13 protein-coding genes and 1 riboswitch are annotated in these 19,775 nt (G+C 39.4%); of the genes, 2 read left to right on the forward strand and 11 right to left on the reverse strand.

Annotated elements, in window-relative coordinates; translation table 11 throughout:
- Window positions 1-445 precede the first annotated feature (445 nt).
- The 9 genes from ACIQ7T_RS23080 to hutH all read right to left on the reverse strand — a co-directional run bounded on the left by ACIQ7T_RS23080 (window position 446) and on the right by hutH (window position 12,445).
- Window positions 446-2,299, reverse strand: a complete 1,854-nt coding sequence (locus tag ACIQ7T_RS23080) for an SLC13 family permease (RefSeq protein ID WP_370079699.1) — start codon at window positions 2,297-2,299, stop codon at window positions 446-448.
- 403 nt (window positions 2,300-2,702) lie between these two features.
- On the reverse strand, window positions 2,703-3,317 hold the full coding sequence (gene nadD / locus ACIQ7T_RS23085) for a nicotinate-nucleotide adenylyltransferase (protein ID WP_370079692.1): 615 nt from the start codon (window positions 3,315-3,317) through the stop codon (window positions 2,703-2,705).
- Between the two features lie 27 nt (window positions 3,318-3,344).
- A complete protein-coding gene (locus tag ACIQ7T_RS23090) occupies window positions 3,345-4,814 on the reverse strand; it encodes a nicotinate phosphoribosyltransferase (protein ID WP_370079690.1) in 1,470 nt (489 codons plus the stop codon).
- Window positions 4,815-4,829: 15 nt separating this feature from the next.
- The gene (locus ACIQ7T_RS23095) at window positions 4,830-5,381 is read right to left on the reverse strand and encodes a cysteine hydrolase family protein (protein WP_370079688.1); all 552 of its coding nucleotides are present in this window, start codon (window positions 5,379-5,381) and stop codon (window positions 4,830-4,832) included.
- 86 nt (window positions 5,382-5,467) lie between these two features.
- Entirely contained in the window at window positions 5,468-6,268 is an 801-nt protein-coding gene (locus tag ACIQ7T_RS23100) for an NUDIX domain-containing protein (protein ID WP_370079686.1), read from the reverse strand.
- A gap of 262 nt (window positions 6,269-6,530) precedes the next feature.
- Complete coding sequence (gene hutI / locus ACIQ7T_RS23105; protein WP_370079684.1) at window positions 6,531-7,817, reverse strand: imidazolonepropionase; 1,287 nt, start codon at window positions 7,815-7,817, stop codon at window positions 6,531-6,533.
- Entirely contained in the window at window positions 7,814-9,484 is a 1,671-nt protein-coding gene (hutU, locus tag ACIQ7T_RS23110) for a urocanate hydratase (RefSeq protein WP_402873898.1), read from the reverse strand. Before hutU ends, hutI begins: the two co-directional genes overlap by 4 nt.
- 15 nt (window positions 9,485-9,499) lie before the next feature.
- Complete coding sequence (locus ACIQ7T_RS23115; RefSeq protein ID WP_370079680.1) at window positions 9,500-10,828, reverse strand: YjiH family protein; 1,329 nt, start codon at window positions 10,826-10,828, stop codon at window positions 9,500-9,502.
- Between the two features lie 102 nt (window positions 10,829-10,930).
- Entirely contained in the window at window positions 10,931-12,445 is a 1,515-nt protein-coding gene (hutH, locus tag ACIQ7T_RS23120; protein ID WP_370079678.1) for a histidine ammonia-lyase, read from the reverse strand.
- Window positions 12,446-12,673: 228 nt separating this feature from the next.
- Between hutH and ACIQ7T_RS23125 the strand changes: the two genes are divergently transcribed.
- Window positions 12,674-14,119 (forward strand): helix-turn-helix domain-containing protein, encoded by a 1,446-nt coding sequence (locus ACIQ7T_RS23125; protein WP_370079676.1) that lies wholly within the window; start codon window positions 12,674-12,676, stop codon window positions 14,117-14,119.
- Between the two features lie 457 nt (window positions 14,120-14,576).
- Window positions 14,577-16,082 (forward strand): catalase, encoded by a 1,506-nt coding sequence (locus tag ACIQ7T_RS23130; RefSeq protein ID WP_370079674.1) that lies wholly within the window; start codon window positions 14,577-14,579, stop codon window positions 16,080-16,082.
- Between the two features lie 169 nt (window positions 16,083-16,251).
- Here ACIQ7T_RS23130 and thiC read toward each other — a convergent pair whose 3' ends face one another.
- Both thiC and ACIQ7T_RS23140 read right to left on the reverse strand, forming a co-directional pair.
- Complete coding sequence (thiC, locus tag ACIQ7T_RS23135) at window positions 16,252-18,030, reverse strand: phosphomethylpyrimidine synthase ThiC (RefSeq protein WP_402873902.1); 1,779 nt, start codon at window positions 18,028-18,030, stop codon at window positions 16,252-16,254.
- Between the two features lie 133 nt (window positions 18,031-18,163).
- A riboswitch (TPP riboswitch) is annotated at window positions 18,164-18,278 on the reverse strand.
- A 298-nt stretch (window positions 18,279-18,576) separates the two neighbouring features.
- Window positions 18,577-19,506, reverse strand: a complete 930-nt coding sequence (locus ACIQ7T_RS23140; RefSeq protein ID WP_370079670.1) for an AEC family transporter — start codon at window positions 19,504-19,506, stop codon at window positions 18,577-18,579.
- Window positions 19,507-19,775: the final 269 nt, after the last annotated feature.

The following is a 19,775-nucleotide window of genomic DNA, read 5'->3' on the forward strand; positions in this document are numbered from 1 at the left end:
GTCCAAAATTTTGTTTCGTTCACTAACTCGAAGTTAGTTACTAAAAACTTTATTGATTACGTTTTGCTTGTTCAGTTTTCAAGGTTCATTTCGTTGCTGTTTTCTCAGCAGCAACTCTTATATAATATCACGTCGCAAACTCGATGTCAACAACTAATTTATTTGATTTAATTGTTGTTTCTAAGTTATCTTAGCGACTCGTATAATACTACTCTCTTAATTTAAAAAGGTCAATACTTTTTCTAATATAAATTAATACTTTTTCATTTCATCGAAAAACTTCCTATTTATATACTTACGAAAAAAATTATCATTAGACTCTTCTTCTCAAGTCAATTTAACTTTTTATTGGTATCTAAAATAGAATTTTATCATAATCTTCAATAAGAAATTAATAGATTCCATAAAAAATCAACAAAAAAAACTCGGTATAGAAACCGAGTTTTTAAAATGGAAAGAAAAATGGGATTGCCAGCATCATAACAATAAACATAATAATCTGTAGTGGAATTCCAATCTTCACAAAGTCCATAAACTTATAACCGCCAGCAGTCATAACTAGCGCATTTGTTGGGGAAGCAATCGGAGTAACAAACGCCATACTTGCTGCTACAGCAACAGCAATCATAAATGTCGTTGGACTTGCCTCCATTGCAATCGCGGCATTCATAGCAATTGGCGCGAACAAGACAGCAGTCGCCGTATTACTAATAAACTGTCCAAAAATAACTGTTAAAATATATACGCCAACTAGTACTCCATACGGTCCATAATCTCCAAGTGCATTAATGATACCATCGGATAAAATAACCATACCACCTGTTTTCTCCAATGCAGTCGCCATTGGAAGCATTGCAGCTACAAGCACAATACTTTCAAAATTCATATTGCTATACGCATCTTCCATATTACGCAAACAACCTGTTAATATCATCAATACGGCACCAATCATAACGGAAATAACAGCAGGGAAAATTTCAAAAGCCATTAACACAATCATTAAAAGCATAATGACACCAGCAATACCTGCTTTCCCCGTGGCTGCAGCTACACTCGCATGCTCCTTTGGCTGACCCACAACAACGACATCCTGCGTTTCCCTTGCCAGTAATAAAATCTCATCCCAAGCACCTTGTACTAAAATGGCATCTCCAAATTTCAATTTATGTGTCACCATATCCTGAAGTTTATAGCCACCTCTACGATTAATGCCAATTATATTTAGATTATATTTTTCTCGGAAGCCTAGGGCGCTAACAGTCTTATTAATAAAGCTGGAATTTGGCGTTAATAATACCTCAGCAATACCAAGATGCTTCGATACCAAATCATCAGCCTCTCCTTCAGCCAATTCCTGCATCTCTAGACTATAATCTGCAGCAAAACGACGAATATTCTCTTCCTCACCTTGGACATACAATTCATCTTTGGCATGTATCACACTTGTCGGACCTGCCATTTCCTGATATGTCATCGGTAAAAAATTAATGCCTTCTTGAGATCGGCGGTGAATTTTCATCATACAAAGCGTATATTTGGCCGGAAGCTTTAATTCTGCTAATGTTGCATCAATAATCGGCGAACCCTCGGGCACAAACACTTTAAACAAATGATTATTTAAATCATATTGCTTAATAATTTTCTTCGGTGATAGTTTATAGTCAGCTTTTGTTTGTGAACGGTTCTTATCATTTGGTAATAGTTTATTTCGCACAAGTACTAAATAGGTAATACCAACAATCATCCCTACAATACCGATGGGCGTCACTTCGAAAAATCCAAGCTTATTATAGCCACGATCTACTAATAACTGACTGACAATTAAATTTGTTGGTGAAGCAATTAAAGTCATAAGCCCTGAAAGACTCGCGACATAAGAAAGTGGTAGCAAGAATTTTGACGGACTTTCCTTCATACTAATCGCAATACTAACAACGATCGGCATCATTAAAGCTACAGTACCTGTGTTACTCATAAAGGCACCTACCGTCCCTACAATAATGAGCAATAACACAAATAATTTCAGCTCACTATCACCTGACCATTTCAACAATAATCGTCCTGCCACCCCTGCAAGTCCAGTTCGCAAAATTCCTGCGCCCACAACAAATAACCCCGCAATCATTAAAACTACAGAGTTCGAAAAACCAGCTAGTGCCTCTGCTGGTGTTAAAATATCTGTAATGACAAATGCTAAAAGTGACACAATCGCAACGAGATCTGCTCGTACTTTATTCGTCACAAATGCAAAAATTGTCGCTCCTAAAATAAGAAATGTTAATGTAAGCTGCACATCTATGAATTCCTTTCTAACATTAATCATTGTGCTAGGTGATACATAAAACCTTTTGTAATTGCAGCACCTTGCACGTTTACCATTTAGATTCATTATATCTTACCCAAAACGATATATGAGAAAGTTCACCATCTTTACAAAATAAAAGACTCCTCACCATAGCGCGAGGTTGATTTCCGTTCCGGCTGGGTGCTTTGTAGCTGACGCTTCGCTTTCGCTACAGAAAACATTTGTTGCTGACGCTTCGTTTTCGCACAGAGCAAAGCTTCCTGGGGGGCGTCCGATGAGCCGCTTGGGCCAACATGATGTTGGTCACGAAGGCGTTATCACAGGACGTGATGCATTTAGCCTTCGTTCCCCTATTTGCTCACTCCAGGCTCTACTATCGTGTATCGGCCAAACTAGACTATTTTTGATAAAGATTATGCTCTTTAATATAGTCATAACAAGCGTTGGGCAGTAGATATTTTGGTTCACCGCCCATTGCGAATTCTTCTCGAATATAGGTAGAGCTAATTTCCATCGCTAAGCCTTTGTCAATCAAATGAAATCTTCCATCATCATGATTCCTCAATATCGGAGAGCGACTAATTGTTGATAACATATCGATTCCATGCCTTGCCATTATAATAAATTTATTCTCAGCTACTAACGCTTCTCCTTTTTTCCACAATCCTGCTCCAATATCCACTAATAAATCGGCTCCCATAATAAAATGAATTTCATCATTCGGGTGTTGTTCTCTAAAATATTTCATCGTATCATATGTGTAAATGTTCCAGCCTTCTTGCTCCATTTCATATGAATCTGCAATAAAACGCTCATCCTTTGCAATAGCCAGCTGTAGCATATTCCATCGATGAGAATTCTCCGTTGTTATTTCCTTGTCCTTTCGTTTATTTGAACAAGGTAAAAAAATTACTTTATCTAATTTGCAACGATGCGCGACTGTGCTCGCGGTCCAAAGATGAACATTTGTAATTGGATCAAAGGATGATCCGTAAATCCCTATTTTCGCCATTCCCTACCCCTCCATTCCTCGTCTCTATTAGTTTCTCCCATTCATCATCTTCGTGACTTTTTCTTTAATTTCTTTAATTCTTGTCATTTTGTTATCCCAGCACGCTTGACTTAAATCGACCGGATACTCTTCTGGATTCATTGTTCGTTTATACTCACTCCATAGTAGATGTAAATTTTCTTCTACATATGCTTGAATTTCTTGAAGTGTTGGTTCTTTGTAAAGAATAGAACCATTTACAACAATGTCTTGATGTAATTCTTTCGCTGTAAAATTAGTCACAAATTTACTGATATAAGTATGAACAGGGTGAAACATTTTCAAGCGTTTTTCCTCCTGTGGGTTTTCGTAGTCCAACGCAATATAATCTCCTTCAGCATGACCATTGTCTGTATTTATAATTCGATAGACACGCTTGCGGCCCGGGGTCGTTACTTTTTCAGGATTTCCGGAAATTTTGATGGTATCGACCATTTTTCCGGTTTCATCTTCAATAGATACTAATTTGTATACGCCCCCAAGCGCCGCTTGATCGTAGGCTGTAATAAGCTTAGTTCCTATTCCCCATGTATCAACTTTAGCCCCTTGTGACTTCAAATTTATAATCGTGTATTCATCCAAATCATTAGATGCTATAATTTCCGCTTCAGTGAAGCCAGCTTCATCTAGCATTTCCCTTGCTCTTTTTGACAGATACGCTAAGTCTCCACTGTCCAGCCGGATTCCTACAAAATTGATTTTATCTCCAAATTCCTTCGCGACCCGAATTGCGTTAGGAACTCCTGAACGCAACGTATCATACGTATCTACTAAAAAAACGCAATCTTTATGCGTATTTGCATACTTTGTAAATGCAGTGTATTCGTCACGATATGCCTGTATCATGGCATGCGCATGAGTACCTGAGACAGGGATGCCAAATAATTTTCCAGCTCTGACATTGCTAGTTGCAGAAAATCCACCAATATACGCTGCACGAGTTCCCCAAATCGCTGCATCAAATTCATGCGCTCGACGAGTACCAAACTCCATCGCTACATCCTTTCCAATCACTTGTTTAATGCGTGAAGCCTTCGTTGCAATAAGAGTTTGGTAATTAACGATATTCAATAAAGGTGTCTCCATTAATTGAGCTTCTGCCAACGGGGCTTCAATTCGTAAAATAGGTTCATTTGCAAATACCAGTTCACCTTCCTTCATTGCAGAAATAGTGCCTGTAAATTTTAGACTTTGAAGGTATTTAAGAAATTCCTCTGAGTATTTTCCTTCCTCGCGTAAATATTGAATATCACTATTAGAAAAACCAAAGTTTTTGATAAACTCCATTATCTTTTTTAAGCCTGCGAATATCGCATAGCCATTACCGAACGGAAGCTGTCGAAAGTACAGTTCAAAAACCGCTGTTCTATTTTGAGTACTATCATTCCAGTAAGTTTCTACCATATTTATTTGATATAAGTCTGTGTGCAACATTAAACTATCATCTGCATATTTCATTTCATCTTCCTCCATTTACATAATAGTAGCTCCGAGAGAATGCTCGAAATGTCCTAACGCCCACTCATGCCCTGCTTGATTAAAAGATGCCACTGCATTTTTATGAATAACTATGTTAAATCCTTTATTATAGGCATCTACCGCTGTATGAAGAATGCAAATATCCGTACATACACCTATTAAATGCAGTTCAGTAATGCCTCTTCCGCGCAATTTAATCTCTAAATCCGTACCTGCAAAAGCAGAATATCTTGTTTTATCCAAGTAGTAGACATGATCTAACTCTTTATTTTCTTCATATAGTTCTTTTAAGGAACCATATAGTTCCCTCCCCTTTGTACCTCTTATATTATGAGGAGGAAAAAGCTTTGCTTCCGGATGATAGCTATCATCTTTTTCATGAACATCAATGGCAAAAACTAGAAAATCAACGTTTGAGATAAATTCCTTTGTTAATTGTATATTTACCTCTTCCAATAGTTGCCCCGGTTTTCCGCAAGTTAAAGCTCCATCTGGTGCTACAAAATCCACTGTATAATCAATATTAATCAATGCACGTTTTGGCATATTTCCATCACTCCACTTTTTTAATTTGTAATTGCATAATTACAAATTACTATATTGAAAAATTATCAGGAAAGACAAGTGCTTTCCTAATGATAAATTGACTCTACGATTTCGAAGTCATTAAAAGTATATAATTGCGACGGTCTAAACGAATTCCTTTTTGTTTTCTTCGGTTTACCTTCTTCATCTAATACTTTTTCAATAAAAGGTAACTTGGGTGCTTTTGTAAAGAACACAGAATCATTTGAAATGCGTGGATCATCTCCCACTGTCAATAAAACCCTCTGCAGTTCCGATAAAGTAAATTCTTTTGCTAAAAAGTTTTTAGCAACCGTTGTTTGTATCATATCTTTCTTAATAAATTCTAAAGCGTCTGAAATAATTTTTCGATGATCAAAGGCTAATTCGAGTTTGAACACTTCATTTATATCGAATAACTCCACTTCTGCGGCATCATCATTGGCTTGACGCTGGTCAATGTATACTTCCGGAACGATTGCATAAAAGGCATTTGAAATCATCCAGCCTCGAGGATCACGATCTATGTCATCGTAGACACCGAAGTGCTTAACGTGTAGACCATCTACATTCGTTTCCTCTTTCAATTCTCTTTTAGCAGCCATATAGGCAGTTTCCCTTTTTGTCGCATCTACAAATCCACCTGGAAGCGCCCATTTCCCACCTTCGATATTTGGATTTCCTTCATGATCTTTTTCAGCCCGTTTAATCAACATGATTTTAAGCGTCATCATCGGAGGTGCTTTTTCCTCTACTTTTTCTGATGTTATTGTAAAAATTGCGATATCTGACGTATACCCATCAGGTGTTATATATTTAGAAGAATCATAATTCGCCAGAACTTCTTCTTGTGAACGATATTTTGTCATTTTAATAAAACTCCTTTAATTCAATGTTTTGCGATAAAGCGTGATGCGACGACTTTATACAACTCCTAGATTTGATCACTACCCCATTTAGTTTTCTATAAATCAACACATGTAATTCGTAATTCCCGAATTACTATTTAATAACATGATAACTTTTCCAATTAACAATTTCAACTCTTTTATAAAAAGAGTAAGAAGAACAGCTTTCCATAAAAAAAGCATAAACAAAGCATTTCTGCCTTGTTTATGCCTTTCATATTATTTAATTTACTAGTTGATTTTTCAAAAGAATTCCATCCTGTACGACAACTCGCCCATTTTTAATGACAGTATTCGTATGATTCATGCCATAGAAATATTGTAACTGCTTGTAGTTGGCAACATCCAATACAATGACATCAGCTTGTTTGCCTGCTTCAAGAGAGCCGATTTGATGTCCACGGTTAAGTGCATATGCTGCATTAATAGTTGTCGCCGTTAACACTTCCTCTAATGTCATCCCCATATGCATACAAGCTAAATTCATGATAAATGGCAGACTCAGCGTTGGGGATGAGCCAGGGTTAAAGTCAGTTGAAATGGCTACAGGTACCCCTTCATCAATCATTAGGCGTCCCCTTGCAAATGGCGCACGTAGGAAGAATGCTGTTCCAGGTAGCAATACCGCAATCGTGCCGGCTTCAGCCATTTTTTGTATACCCTCATCAGAAGCGACTAGTAAATGCTCCGCCGAAATTGCCCCTACTTCCGCAGCAAGCTCTGCTCCCTTATAAGGCTCAATTTCATCTGCATGAATTTTCGGTGTTAACCCTAACGCTTTCCCGGCCTCTAAAATGCGTCGTGATTGCTCTGGCGTAAATACACCTTTTTCACAAAATACATCATTGAATTCGGCAAGGTTTAGCTCAGCTACTTTCGGCAGCATGTCATGAATGACTACATCGACAAATTCATCCTCACGTCCCTTAAAGTCACGCGGCACCGCATGCGCCCCCATAAAGGTACTAACGACATCAATGTCATGTGTAGCTTGTAATTCCTTAGCTACCTCAAGCTGTTTCTTTTCAGTTTCCCAATCTAAACCATAGCCTGATTTTGCCTCAACCGTTGTAACACCATGCTTTAAAAACACATCTAAATGATTCATCGTTTTTCCATATAAATCACCAAAGCTAGTTTCTCGTGTCCGGTTTGTTGTGGCATGAATCCCGCCACCCGCATTCATAATTTCCATGTATGTGGCACCATTGAGTCGCATATTAAACTCCTGCTCACGTGTACCGCCATGAACTAAATGCGTATGGCAATCGACGAGACCCGGCATAACAATCTTACCCGAGGCGTCAATAACCTCAGCCACCTTTACTAGATCAGGAAAATCCGCTTCTAGTTGTGCAATTGACCCTACCGCTATAATGCTATTGCCCTCCATTAAAACACTGCCATTTTCCACTACTGCGATGTCACGCATTTGTTCCTTTGTACGAGGACCTTGTACGGCACTTTTTAACGTGATCACTTCATCGGCGTTTTTGATTAAAATTGTCACTTCGCATCATCCTTTAACATTGGTATACGCACACCTTTGTTCTTTGCTGTATTAATAGCAATTTCATAACCCGCATCTGCGTGACGCACAACACCCATTCCTGGATCCGAAATTAACACTCGTGCAATCTTCTCTGCGGCTAGCTCAGAACCATCCGCTACTAGCACTTGGCCAGCATGCTGAGAATAACCCATACCTACACCACCACCGTGATGCACACTTACCCAACTGGCACCACTTGCTGTATTAACAAGTGCATTTAGAATTGGCCAATCTGATACTGCGTCAGAGCCATCCATCATACCCTCTGTTTCACGATTTGGCGATGCAACTGAACCTGAGTCTAGATGATCTCGACCAAAGACAATCGGTCCTGAAAGCTCACCATTGGCAACCATTTCATTAACCTTCAATGCAAAACGATGACGATCACCATAGCCTAACCAGCAAATTCGTGCCGGTAACCCCTGCCATTTAACCATTTTTTGCGCCATATCAATCCAATTCACAAGACCTTCATCTTCAGCAAACATTTCTTTGGCAAGTGCATCTGTTTTATAAATGTCCTCAGGGTCACCCGAAAGCGCAGCCCAACGGAATGGACCTTTCCCCTCACAGAATAAAGGACGAATATACGCCGGAACAAAACCAGGGAAATCAAAGGCATTCGTTACACCTATCTCTTTCGCATAAGCACGAATATTATTACCGTAATCAAATACTTCTGCACCTGCCTGTTGGAATTCAAGCATTGTACGAACATGCTCAGCCATCGTCTCTTTTGCTCTTCGCTCATATGTTTTTACGTCACTTTTACGCAGTTCAAGTGCTTCCTCAAACGTCAAACCATTTGGAACATAGCCATTGATTGGATCATGGGCAGATGTTTGGTCAGTAACAAAATCAGGGATAATTCCTCGGTTCAATAGCTCACGATTAACATCTGCACAGTTGCCAACAAGACCAATTGACGCAGGCTCTTTTTTATCACGTAGTTTATTAACCAATTCAATCGCTTCATCTACCGTTTCCACAAGGTAATCACAGTAGCCCTCTTTTATTTTACGTTCAATTCGAGCACGCTCTACTTCGACTACTAAAATGACAGCGCCAGCCATTTTCCCCGCTAAAGGCTGAGCACCACTCATACCACCCATACCACCTGTAAGGATGAACTTACCACGTAAATCCGCTGTGCCGAATACTTTTTTACCGGCCTCTACGAATGATAAATACGTTCCTTGTAAAATGCCTTGTGCGCCAATATAAATCCAGCTACCAGCTGTCATTTGACCGTACATCATTAAATCACGGTCCTCTAACTCATAGAAATGCTCCCAATTCGCCCACGACGGTACTAAATTAGAATTCGCAATTAATACACGTGGTGCATGTTCATGCGTACGGAATACAGCTACTGGTTTCCCTGATTGAATCAGAAGTGTTTCATCATTCTCTAATTCTTTTAATGACGCAATAATTTGCTCATAGCTCTCCCAATTACGCGCCGCTTTACCGATTCCACCATAGACGATTAGCTCGTCTGGATTTTCTGCTACTTCAGGATCTAGATTGTTCATTAACATACGCATTGCAGCTTCTTGCGTCCAACCTTTACAAGATAATTCATTTCCACGTGGTGCACGAATATTTGTTTTGACTACCATAAAAAACACGCTCCTTTAAAATAGTAAAAATGCTATTGGCGTTACGATGATTAACGTTAATACGACACGTTCAAACCAAATAAGTATAATTTGGCGCAATGTCAATGGAATTTCAGATGATAAAATAAGTGGTATAACGGCCGAAAAGAACAAAATTGCCGATATCGATACGACCGCCACAATAAATTTCGTTACAAGTGTTGCTTGTGTGACAACAAGCGCTGGTAAAAATACTTCTGCTAATGATAATGACAGCGCTTTTGCAGCTAAATACGGTTCTGGAACTTGTAACAAATATGTGAATGGTACAAAAATATACGAAAGCCAATCAAAAATCGGTGTATATGTTGCAAGTACAAGCCCTAGCAAACCAATTGATAGAATCGACGGAATAACACCCATCGCCATGATGAAGCCATCCTTTAAATTCATCCATAAAATTTTAGATAACGGCGGATTTTGCTCAACTGCATCCATCGCTTGACGCCATGCTTCTTTAAAACGGTCCTTCTTAACAATCTTTTCTGGCATCGGCGTCGTGCCCTTGTAGTACTCATCCTTCATCGAACGAAGTGGATAAATACGCGCCGTTAACGCAGTGACCACGAATGTTACAACGAGAGACACCCAGAAAAACGCATTCCAATGCTGCATAATATCCAGCGTACTTGCAATGACAACCATAAACGTTGCAGAAACAGTCGAGAAACCCGTTGCAATAATCGCGGCTTCCTTTGCTGTGTAGCGACCTTCCATATATACACGGTTCGTTAACAGTAACCCAACCGAATAACTACCGACAAACGAGGCAACAGCATCCACTGCTGAACGTCCCGGCGTTTTAAAAATAGGCTTCATAAACGGTTGTGTTAAAACACCGATATACTCAAGCAACCCATAGCTTACTAGAAGTGCTAAAAACAAAGATCCGATTGGAATTAGAATCCCTACTGGCTTAACAAGCTTCTCCAGTAAATACGGGCCGATACTTTCATCCGCTAACCATGCAGGAGCTACATTGAAAATTAACATAATCCCCGCAATCATACCGCCCACTTTAAAGATTGACATCACGATATTGACGATTGACTTATTCCATTTCTTAGTAAGGAATGGATGAATCGCTCCACCTACCAGCATTATGAGTACATATGCAGTTACAAGCAGTGGTGCTTCGGCACGGATAAAGTTCACAATGTGATCAATTAAAATTGTATTCTTACCTTGCCATTCAAACGAGATAAAAAAACTAAATATTCCGACTAAGCTGCAGATAATCATCTTGAAAGCAGAGGAGACTCGAAAATCCGAGTCTTGCCTCAGCTCTTGTTGTTGAATTTCCATCCTATCCCCCCATGCAAGTGCTCTTTTTGAAAGAAATCCACATCACCCGACCAAGCTGAAGCATTTTTTAGATTTTCTTCTAGGAAGTTAACGTCTTATGGTTTACACATACTCATTCAACAGAACATCACTCGTTAATAAATACTCTGAAAGCGCTTCAATTTCATCACCAATTGGCTGATCCGCTAACAACGGCGGGCAAAATTCGCGCACTTTTTCTAAAAACTTTCGCGTCGTTGGAGATAACTGCTCTTCTGCCTTGTCTAAATGGATAGCCTGCGAAGCACAAATCATTTCTATCGCAATGACACGAGCAGCATTGTGTACGATTTGACGTACTTGGCGGGCCGATGTTGTACCCATGCTCACATGATCCTCTTGGTTACCTGATGTCGGTATAGAATCTACGCTTGAAGGATGTGCCAATACTTTGTTTTCAGATACGATAGAAGCTGCTGTATATTGAGCGATCATTAGTCCACATTCAATACCAGGATTTGTCGCTAAAAATGGTGGTAAACCTTCGTTAAGCTGCGGATTTACCATGCGTTCTGTACGTCTCTCTGAAATATTAGCCCACTCACATACACCAACTTTTAAAAAGTCCATGGCTAATGCAATTGGTTGACCGTGGAAATGCCCACCAGACAATACTTCTCCATTTTCTAAAACAATCGGATTATCTGTCGTTGCATTCATTTCAATTTGCACACGGTCCTCCGCATAGAAAAATGACTGCCATGAAGCACCATGTACTTGCGGAATGCAACGTAGTGAATAGGCATCCTGCATGCGGATTTCACCTTGCTTTGTCACACGTTTACTTCCATCAAGCCACTTACGGATTCGTCCACCAACAAGCTCTAATTCCGGGTGTGGTCTTACCGCCAAAAGCGATGGATCAAATGCGGAAGTAATACCCTTCAGTGACTCCAGCGTTAAACTTGCTGCCATATCTGCCGCTAGCCCAATACGCTCTGCCTCGTTCACTGTTAAAACCCCAATACCTGTCATTGCTTGTGTACCATTAACAAGCGCTAGCCCTTCCTTAGCTTGTAGTCGGACAGGCGTTAGCCCAGCTTGCTGTAACGCCGCACTGCCGCTCATAACCTCTCCATTAAACTCCGCCTTACCTTCACCTACTAGCACTAAAGCCAAATGTGACAACGGCGCTAAATCTCCGCTTGCTCCAACTGAACCTTGAGACGGTACAATCGGATGTACGCCCTTATTGATCAAATCCAATAACAGTTGCACGGTTTCCAGACGAATACCTGAAAAACCACGCGCTAGAGCATTGGCACGTAAAACCATCATGGCACGTACAACATCTGTCGGGAACGGTACACCAACACCTGTTGCATCTGAGCGTAATAAATTCAACTGTAAAAGCTCAATGTCTTCCTCTTCAATCTTTATATTACTTAGCTTTCCAAAGCCTGTATTCACACCATAAATGGTTTGGCCCTCAGCTAAGCGTTTTTCAATTCGCTCCCTACTTAAACGGATACGCTCCACACTGTCTGCAGATAGCGCAACCGTAGCAAGGCCATTTACAATTCCCCCTATTTGCTGTCTTGTTAATGTCTTGCCATCGAGCTCGATAATAGACTTCATACTGACATCCCCCTGTTCCCTTAAAGCTATGTAAAAATGCTTTTAATCAATTTCGCGATCACTATAAAAGATAAATAACAATTACACTAACTACATTGTACTAACTACTTTTTTCAGAAAATAGGGAATTTTAAAAGAGAAAACATGAATTATTTCAGAATTTTTGTTATTTTAATAATATAACAGTACTTTTTTACGAAACTAGATAATTTTAAGGGGATTACAGTTATGAAATTGTTACTTATTGACAGGGACTCCACTGATCTCTCAGGTATTCGTTGGTTTTTACATACATATTTTCCCGGAGATGTAACTATTGAAATAGGTACAACTATTAATGAGGCACTTCAAAGTATCCAGCAATTCGAGCCTGAGGTGATACTACTCAATATCGACCTATTCTCGAATAATCGTTTAACTGCGCTTTATCGTGCTTTACAAAAACATTCAGGGACTATATTAGCTATGACGACAGAGCCATTGTTTAAAAATGCATTAAAAGCAATCGATCTACAGGTCGCACATCTTTTCGTCAAACCAATTGATTTAGAAGTATTAAAGCAAAAGCTCACTGCGATTTCCCTTCGGACACCAAAAGCAGAAGCAGCGTATCAAGAAACTACAGATGAATCCTTTTACTATCAACTATTTTTAGATAGTAAAACAAGTTCCCTAGAGTCAAATACACATTTCGCAATGATCGAGCCTGAGCATTCCGAAATGTTTAACAAACTATACAACTGGCTTCAGCAAACGCCTATTTATTCTAGTATGAGGATTTATCCTTTATCGGAAAAAATCGTATGTTTATTCCAAACAAATGATTTAGAGAAGGATGTTCGTACATTAATGAAGGAATGGCGATTAACAAATAATAGTTCTTTAAATATCGGAGTTTATGATGGAGAGTCGACCACCATGAAGAATATGTATACCTTAACGAAACGCGCACTTCATCAAAGCTTTTACGAAGGCTATGGGCATATTTTTTATGCGAGCAAACAATTGGAGACACAGCCATTCGATCCATTACTAACACCTGAAGAGCAGCAATTGCTAATAAGTAGCTTAGAGGACGGGAATATCGAAGCCGTCAAAACATTTTTATATCGACTATCTAATGAAGGAATTTATTACAAGCAAGATGATTTACGTATTCATCTAACGAGTGTTTTGGCGCAAATTAGGCGCTTTATGCTGAAGTATAAATTACATGAGAAAGCTGCAATTGAGCAAAATTATCGTCAGCTTTTTCATTTAATTATTGAATATCCAATATTTTATACCATTCTAAATGGCATCATATCATTTACACAAAGACTAATTGAATTAGCTCGTGAAGCACGAATGGAAAAACGGGCTGACTATGTAGAACTGGCCATAGAAATTATCGACCAACAATTTCAGGATAGCGGGTTATCTTTACCTTACGTTGCTCATAAATTAGGGATTAGCCCTAATTATTTAAGTACGATTTTTTCAAAGAAGCAAGGCTTGCCATTGAAACGCTACCTACAGCAGGTCCGAATTCAAAATGCCACAAAAATGCTTGTAGAAACGGATTTTGCTATTAGTGAAATTGCCTATTTAAATGGTTTTGATGATTCGAATTACTTCATTAAAATTTTCAAACAACACATCGGAATTACTCCTCATCGTTATCGAAAAGCTTAAAGTTTCATTAAGTAACATGGAGTTGATTTTGTTCTAACTGGGAACTTGTGCGTAAGCGTAGCGGAGATGAAGGCTTTATCTTCGCGAGATCACATCGATATCTGATTATCAAGAGGTGGCCAAGCCTTCACTGCAATCAAGTATTATTTTCAATTATCATATCCTATTTTCAATAAGAATAAATAAACAAAGGAGTTCATTTTAATTTCTTTTATTCTTAAGCTCCCTCTTCTTCATAACTTATTTTTAAGTAATTCTCGAAAATGTTTAAAAAACCTAAATTAGTGGTAAAGGTTAATCATAATCCTTTTAAGTCTAGCATATATTTATAATTTATATATTACTATAAAAATTCTTTAACAATAATGATTATAATTTACTAGCAATTCTAGTTTGCGTTTGTTATAGTTATTGATGAAGAGTTTGACTCACAATTTTTCTTAGGAGGTAAACTAATATGACAAATGAAAATAATCGTAGCCGTCGTTTTACAACAGCAGGTGGTGCTCCAGTAGTAAGCAACCACGATTCTATGTCAGCAGGTCCTCGTGGTCCTCTATTACTTCAGGATGTATGGCTAATTGAAAAATTAGCGAACTTCAACCGTGAAGTTATTCCTGAACGTCGTATGCACGCTAAAGGTTCAGGTGCATTCGGTACTCTCACTGTAACGCATGATATTACTAAATATACAAAAGCAAAAATCTTCTCAGAAGTTGGAAAAAAGACTGAGATGTTTGCACGCTTCTCAACAGTTGCAGGTGAGCGTGGTGCAGCGGATGCTGAGCGCGATATTCGTGGCTTCGCACTTAAGTTCTATACTGAAGAAGGTAACTGGGATTTAGTTGGTAACAACACACCTGTATTCTTCTTCCGTGATCCTTTACACTTCACAGATTTAAACCACGTGGTAAAACGCGACCCACGCACAAATATGAAAAACGCTAATTCAAACTGGGATTTCTGGACTTCATTACCAGAGGCGCTTCACCAAGTAACAATTGTTATGTCTGACCGTGGTATTCCGACTGGATACCGCAATATGCATGGTTTCGGTTCTCACACTTATAGCTTTATTAATGCTGAAAATGAGCGCGTATGGGTTAAATTCCACTTCCGTACAGAGCAAGACATTAAAAACTTCACTGGTGCTGAGGCTGCTGAAGTAATCAGTAACGACCGCGAATCTTCACAACGCGATCTATATGAGGCAATTGAAAAAGGCGATTTCCCTAAATGGAAAATGTACATTCAAGTAATGACAGAGGAACAAGCTCGTGAGTTACCATATAACCCATTTGATTTAACAAAAGTATGGTATAAAAAAGACTTCCCATTAATTCCTGTGGGTGAATTCGAGTTAAACAAAAATGCGGACAACTACTTCGCGGAAGTTGAGCAAGCTGCCTTTGCACCATCTAACATTATCCCTGGTATTAGCTTCTCGCCAGACAAAATGTTACAAGCTCGTATCTTTGCGTATGCAGATGCACAACGCTACCGTTTAGGTGTGAACCACTACGCGCTTCCTGTAAATGCACCAAAATGTCCATTCCGTACGTTCCACCGCGACGGTGCTATGCGTTTCGATGGCAATCTTGGTTCAACTTTGGGCTATGAACCAAATAGCTATGGTGAATGGGAGCATAATTTAGACTATAAAGAGCCTGAATTACGTATTGACGGTAATGCCGGTATCCACGACTTCCGTGAAGACGACAACAACTACTTCGAGCAGCCGGGTAAATTATTCCGCCTAATGACTGCCGAAGAACAACAACGCCTATTCGAAAATACTGCTAATGATATGGCACCAGTTGAAGAGTTCATCAAACGTCGTCATATCCTGCACTGCTATTTAGCTGATCCAGCATATGGTGAAGGTGTAGCAAAAGCTATGGGTCTTTCATTGGAAGGTATGGATCTTTCAAACCCATACGAAAAACAACCAACAAACGTTTAATTTATTTCAGCAAACAAACATTTGCTGAGGCATAATTGATTTTTTCCACTTATTATTGATATCCAAATCCAACTTTTTACTCCATGTGAAGGGCAACTTCACATGGAGCTTTTTTATCTTAATGACCAAAAAAGGCTTGTGTCTAGTAGACACAAGCCCGCTCTAATAATTATTGATAAATTTGACTGCCTGCCTTTTTAAATTCCTTTGCCTTTTCCTGCATACCTTGGTGGATCGCTTCAGTCGTATTTAAATCTTGATCTTTTGCATAATTACGAATATCTTGTGAGATTCTCATACTACAAAACTTAGGTCCACACATTGAACAGAAGTGCGCAGTTTTCGCTCCTTCTGCAGGCAACGTTTCATCGTGGTATTCGACCGCACGCTCTGGATCTAACGAAAGATTGAATTGATCGCGCCAGCGGAATTCAAATCGTGCCTTAGATAGTGCATCGTCACGCTGCTGTGCTCCCGGATGCCCTTTCGCTAAATCTGCCGCGTGTGCAGCAATTTTATACGTAATAACCCCTACGCGAACATCCTCACGATTTGGTAAGCCGAGATGCTCTTTAGGCGTCACATAACATAGCATCGCTGTACCATACCAACCGATCATCGCAGCACCGATAGCTGATGTAATATGGTCATAGCCAGGAGCAATATCTGTTGTTAACGGCCCTAAAGTATAGAAAGGTGCTTCCTTACACACCTCTAACTGCTTATCCATATTTTCTTTAATAAGATGCATTGGTACATGCCCTGGTCCTTCTACCATCACCTGTACATCATGCTTCCAGGCAATTTGCGTTAATTCCCCTAGCGTATCTAGCTCCGCAAATTGAGCCTCATCATTTGCATCTGCTATAGAACCCGGACGTAAACCATCACCTAAAGAGAAGGCTACATCATAGGTTTTCATAATTTCACAGATTTCTTCAAAATGAGTATATAAAAAGCTCTCTTGATGATGATATAAACACCACTGCGCCATAATCGAGCCTCCACGGGACACTATGCCTGTTACACGATTAGCCGTTAATGGCACATAGCGCAGTAATACCCCTGCATGAATCGTGAAGTAATCAACACCTTGCTCAGCCTGTTCGATTAACGTATCACGATACACTTCCCACGTTAAATCCTCTGCCACACCATTTACTTTTTCTAGCGCTTGATAAATCGGCACCGTTCCTACTGGCACCGCGGCATTACGGATAATCCATTCACGTGTCGTATGAATATGCTTACCAGTAGATAAATCCATAATGTTATCAGCACCCCAGCGTGTAGCCCACGTCATTTTTTCTACCTCTTCTGCAATAGAGGATGACACTGCTGAATTGCCAATATTGGCGTTAATTTTCACGTGGAAGTTACGTCCAATAATCATCGGCTCTGCCTCAGGGTGATTAATATTAGATGGCAAAATAGCACGTCCTGCAGCGATTTCTGAGCGCACAAATTCCGGGTCCATATTTTCACGTATCGCTACAAATTCCATTTCTGGAGTAATAATTCCCTTTCGTGCATAGTGAAGCTGTGTTACATTTTTACCTTTCTTCGCGCGTAAAGGCTTTCTAGATAATTCCGGAAAAACATTTTCATTCATTCGCGGATCATCAGCTTTACGGAATCCATTATCTTCTGGCTTGATAGTACGACCTTCGTATTCTTCAACATCACCGCGTTCTTTGATCCATGCACTACATAAAGCTGGCAATCCTTTCGTAATATCCACCTTATACGCAGGATCAGTGTACGGGCCGCTCGTATCATAAACACGTACTGGCGCATTTTCCTCTTCACCAAAGCTTCCTGTCGTTGGACTTAGAGCAATTTCACGCATTGGCACTAAAATATCTGATTGAGATCCTTCTACGTAAACTTTTTTACTTCCTTCAAAACTAGACATAATCGTAATATTCTTGTCGCTAACTGTTGTCATAAACTACTTCGCTCCCTTTTACATTTATATAAGGACCGAATCTAGCTCACCCAAACAAAGACAAAAGCCGAATCCAAAAAAATTTGGATCCGGCTAAGAATGTAAAGGTATAGTTATTGCAAATAACATTGAGTGCAATAATGGTTAACTTTCCCACGCTGGTATGAGCCAGATCAGGTCCAAAGGGTCAAGAAACCTCTATGCGTTTCCCTCTCAGCCTGACTCATCAGACTCCCCTAGTTAATGCTATTAAGTTTGATGATAGTGTAGCAGATATTGTTAAGAGATGGAAGCTTCATTTGAATTATTTTTGGCTTATCATTAAAAGTTGTCGATGGTATTCATTAAAACTTGTGCCATGTATATTAGTTGATTGGAGTGGAGGCTGGGCGACTCCTCGGGGATCAGCGTCACAGATGAGACCCTGCAGCGAAGCGAAGCGAAGCGGCTCATCGGACGCCCCACGTTCTGCTAATAAACTTATATTTGTTAGATTCCACTTAAAATGAGAGGCTGCCATCTCTTATTCCAAATAGCACCTAGCAGTTAGGTAAACAACAGTTCCGCTACATAAATCACGATTGTCACTGTAATACAGCTTACAATCGTTGAAAATAAAACTGTTTGTGCAGCAGTTGCCGATTCTACGTCATATTCTAATGCCAAACTTGAGCTATTTCGCGACGTCGGGAACGAACTAGCTATAAAAAGTGATTGTGCCACGACACCGTCAAGACCAAGCGCAAAAATGATAAACAATGCTACGGTTGGCCCTATGACTAGTCGCGTAAAACAGCTAATGAATACCACTTTATTGAACATGGATTTGATTTCAAGCTGGGATAGTTGTGCCCCTAAAGTTATTAATGCTACAGCGATAAAGCCATCTGCCACATGATCTATCGGAATTCTTACAAACTGTGGAATAGCAATATTAAAATAGTTCATTGCCACTCCAATAATAAGTGCATGAATAATAGGCATTTTGAGGAAGTCTTTCACAATAGACATGCCCGATTTTGTTGAAGAGATTAAATTATACAAGCCGTAAGTGTAGGTCGTCATATTTTGAAATATTACAAGAATGACCTGAATTGCTACTCCAATCGGCTGGGTCACAAAAATCATCTGTGCAACCGGAATACCATAGTTACCTGAATTAATTAGGACAACACTATTTTTAAACACTGCCGCCTCTGTTTTTACTAAACCGAGTCCCTTTGCTAGAAAGTGACTAAGCACCATTTGGCTTCCGATAAAGAGTAGGATAAATAACGCAACTTCCCCAAGTACAGACAGCTCTATACTCGTTTCATATAAATTCACAAAAACAGCTGCTGGCATGAAACAATATGTAATAAGTTGGGATAACGCCTTTAAATTAAAGCGAAATTTCTTTTGTAAAACTGCGCCAAGTACTAGAAGCACTAAAATCGGAGCTACAATTTGAAAAAATATCATACCGAGATACACCATAGTGATGTCCCCCTTCCCTCTCCTATAGTAGTGCTGTTTTTATGCTTGGTCAATGTACTTCAAAATCAACTCACCGCTCATATCAAGGCATTTTTTCTGAACACATTGAACTAATACAGTGTCTTTAATAGATGGTAAAAGTTATCTTTCGGAACGTTATAGCGCTTGAAATGAGCGTGATTTCCGCACCAAATTACCAAGTTTCGCGCAAAAAAAACCGCACTTCACTTTCAGATTTTCTGAAATAATTAAGGATTCTTAAAAACGAA

Origin of the sequence: Lysinibacillus sp. NPDC096212, assembly GCF_044763105.1 — a bacterium.
Classification (GTDB): domain Bacteria; phylum Bacillota; class Bacilli; order Bacillales_A; family Planococcaceae; genus Lysinibacillus.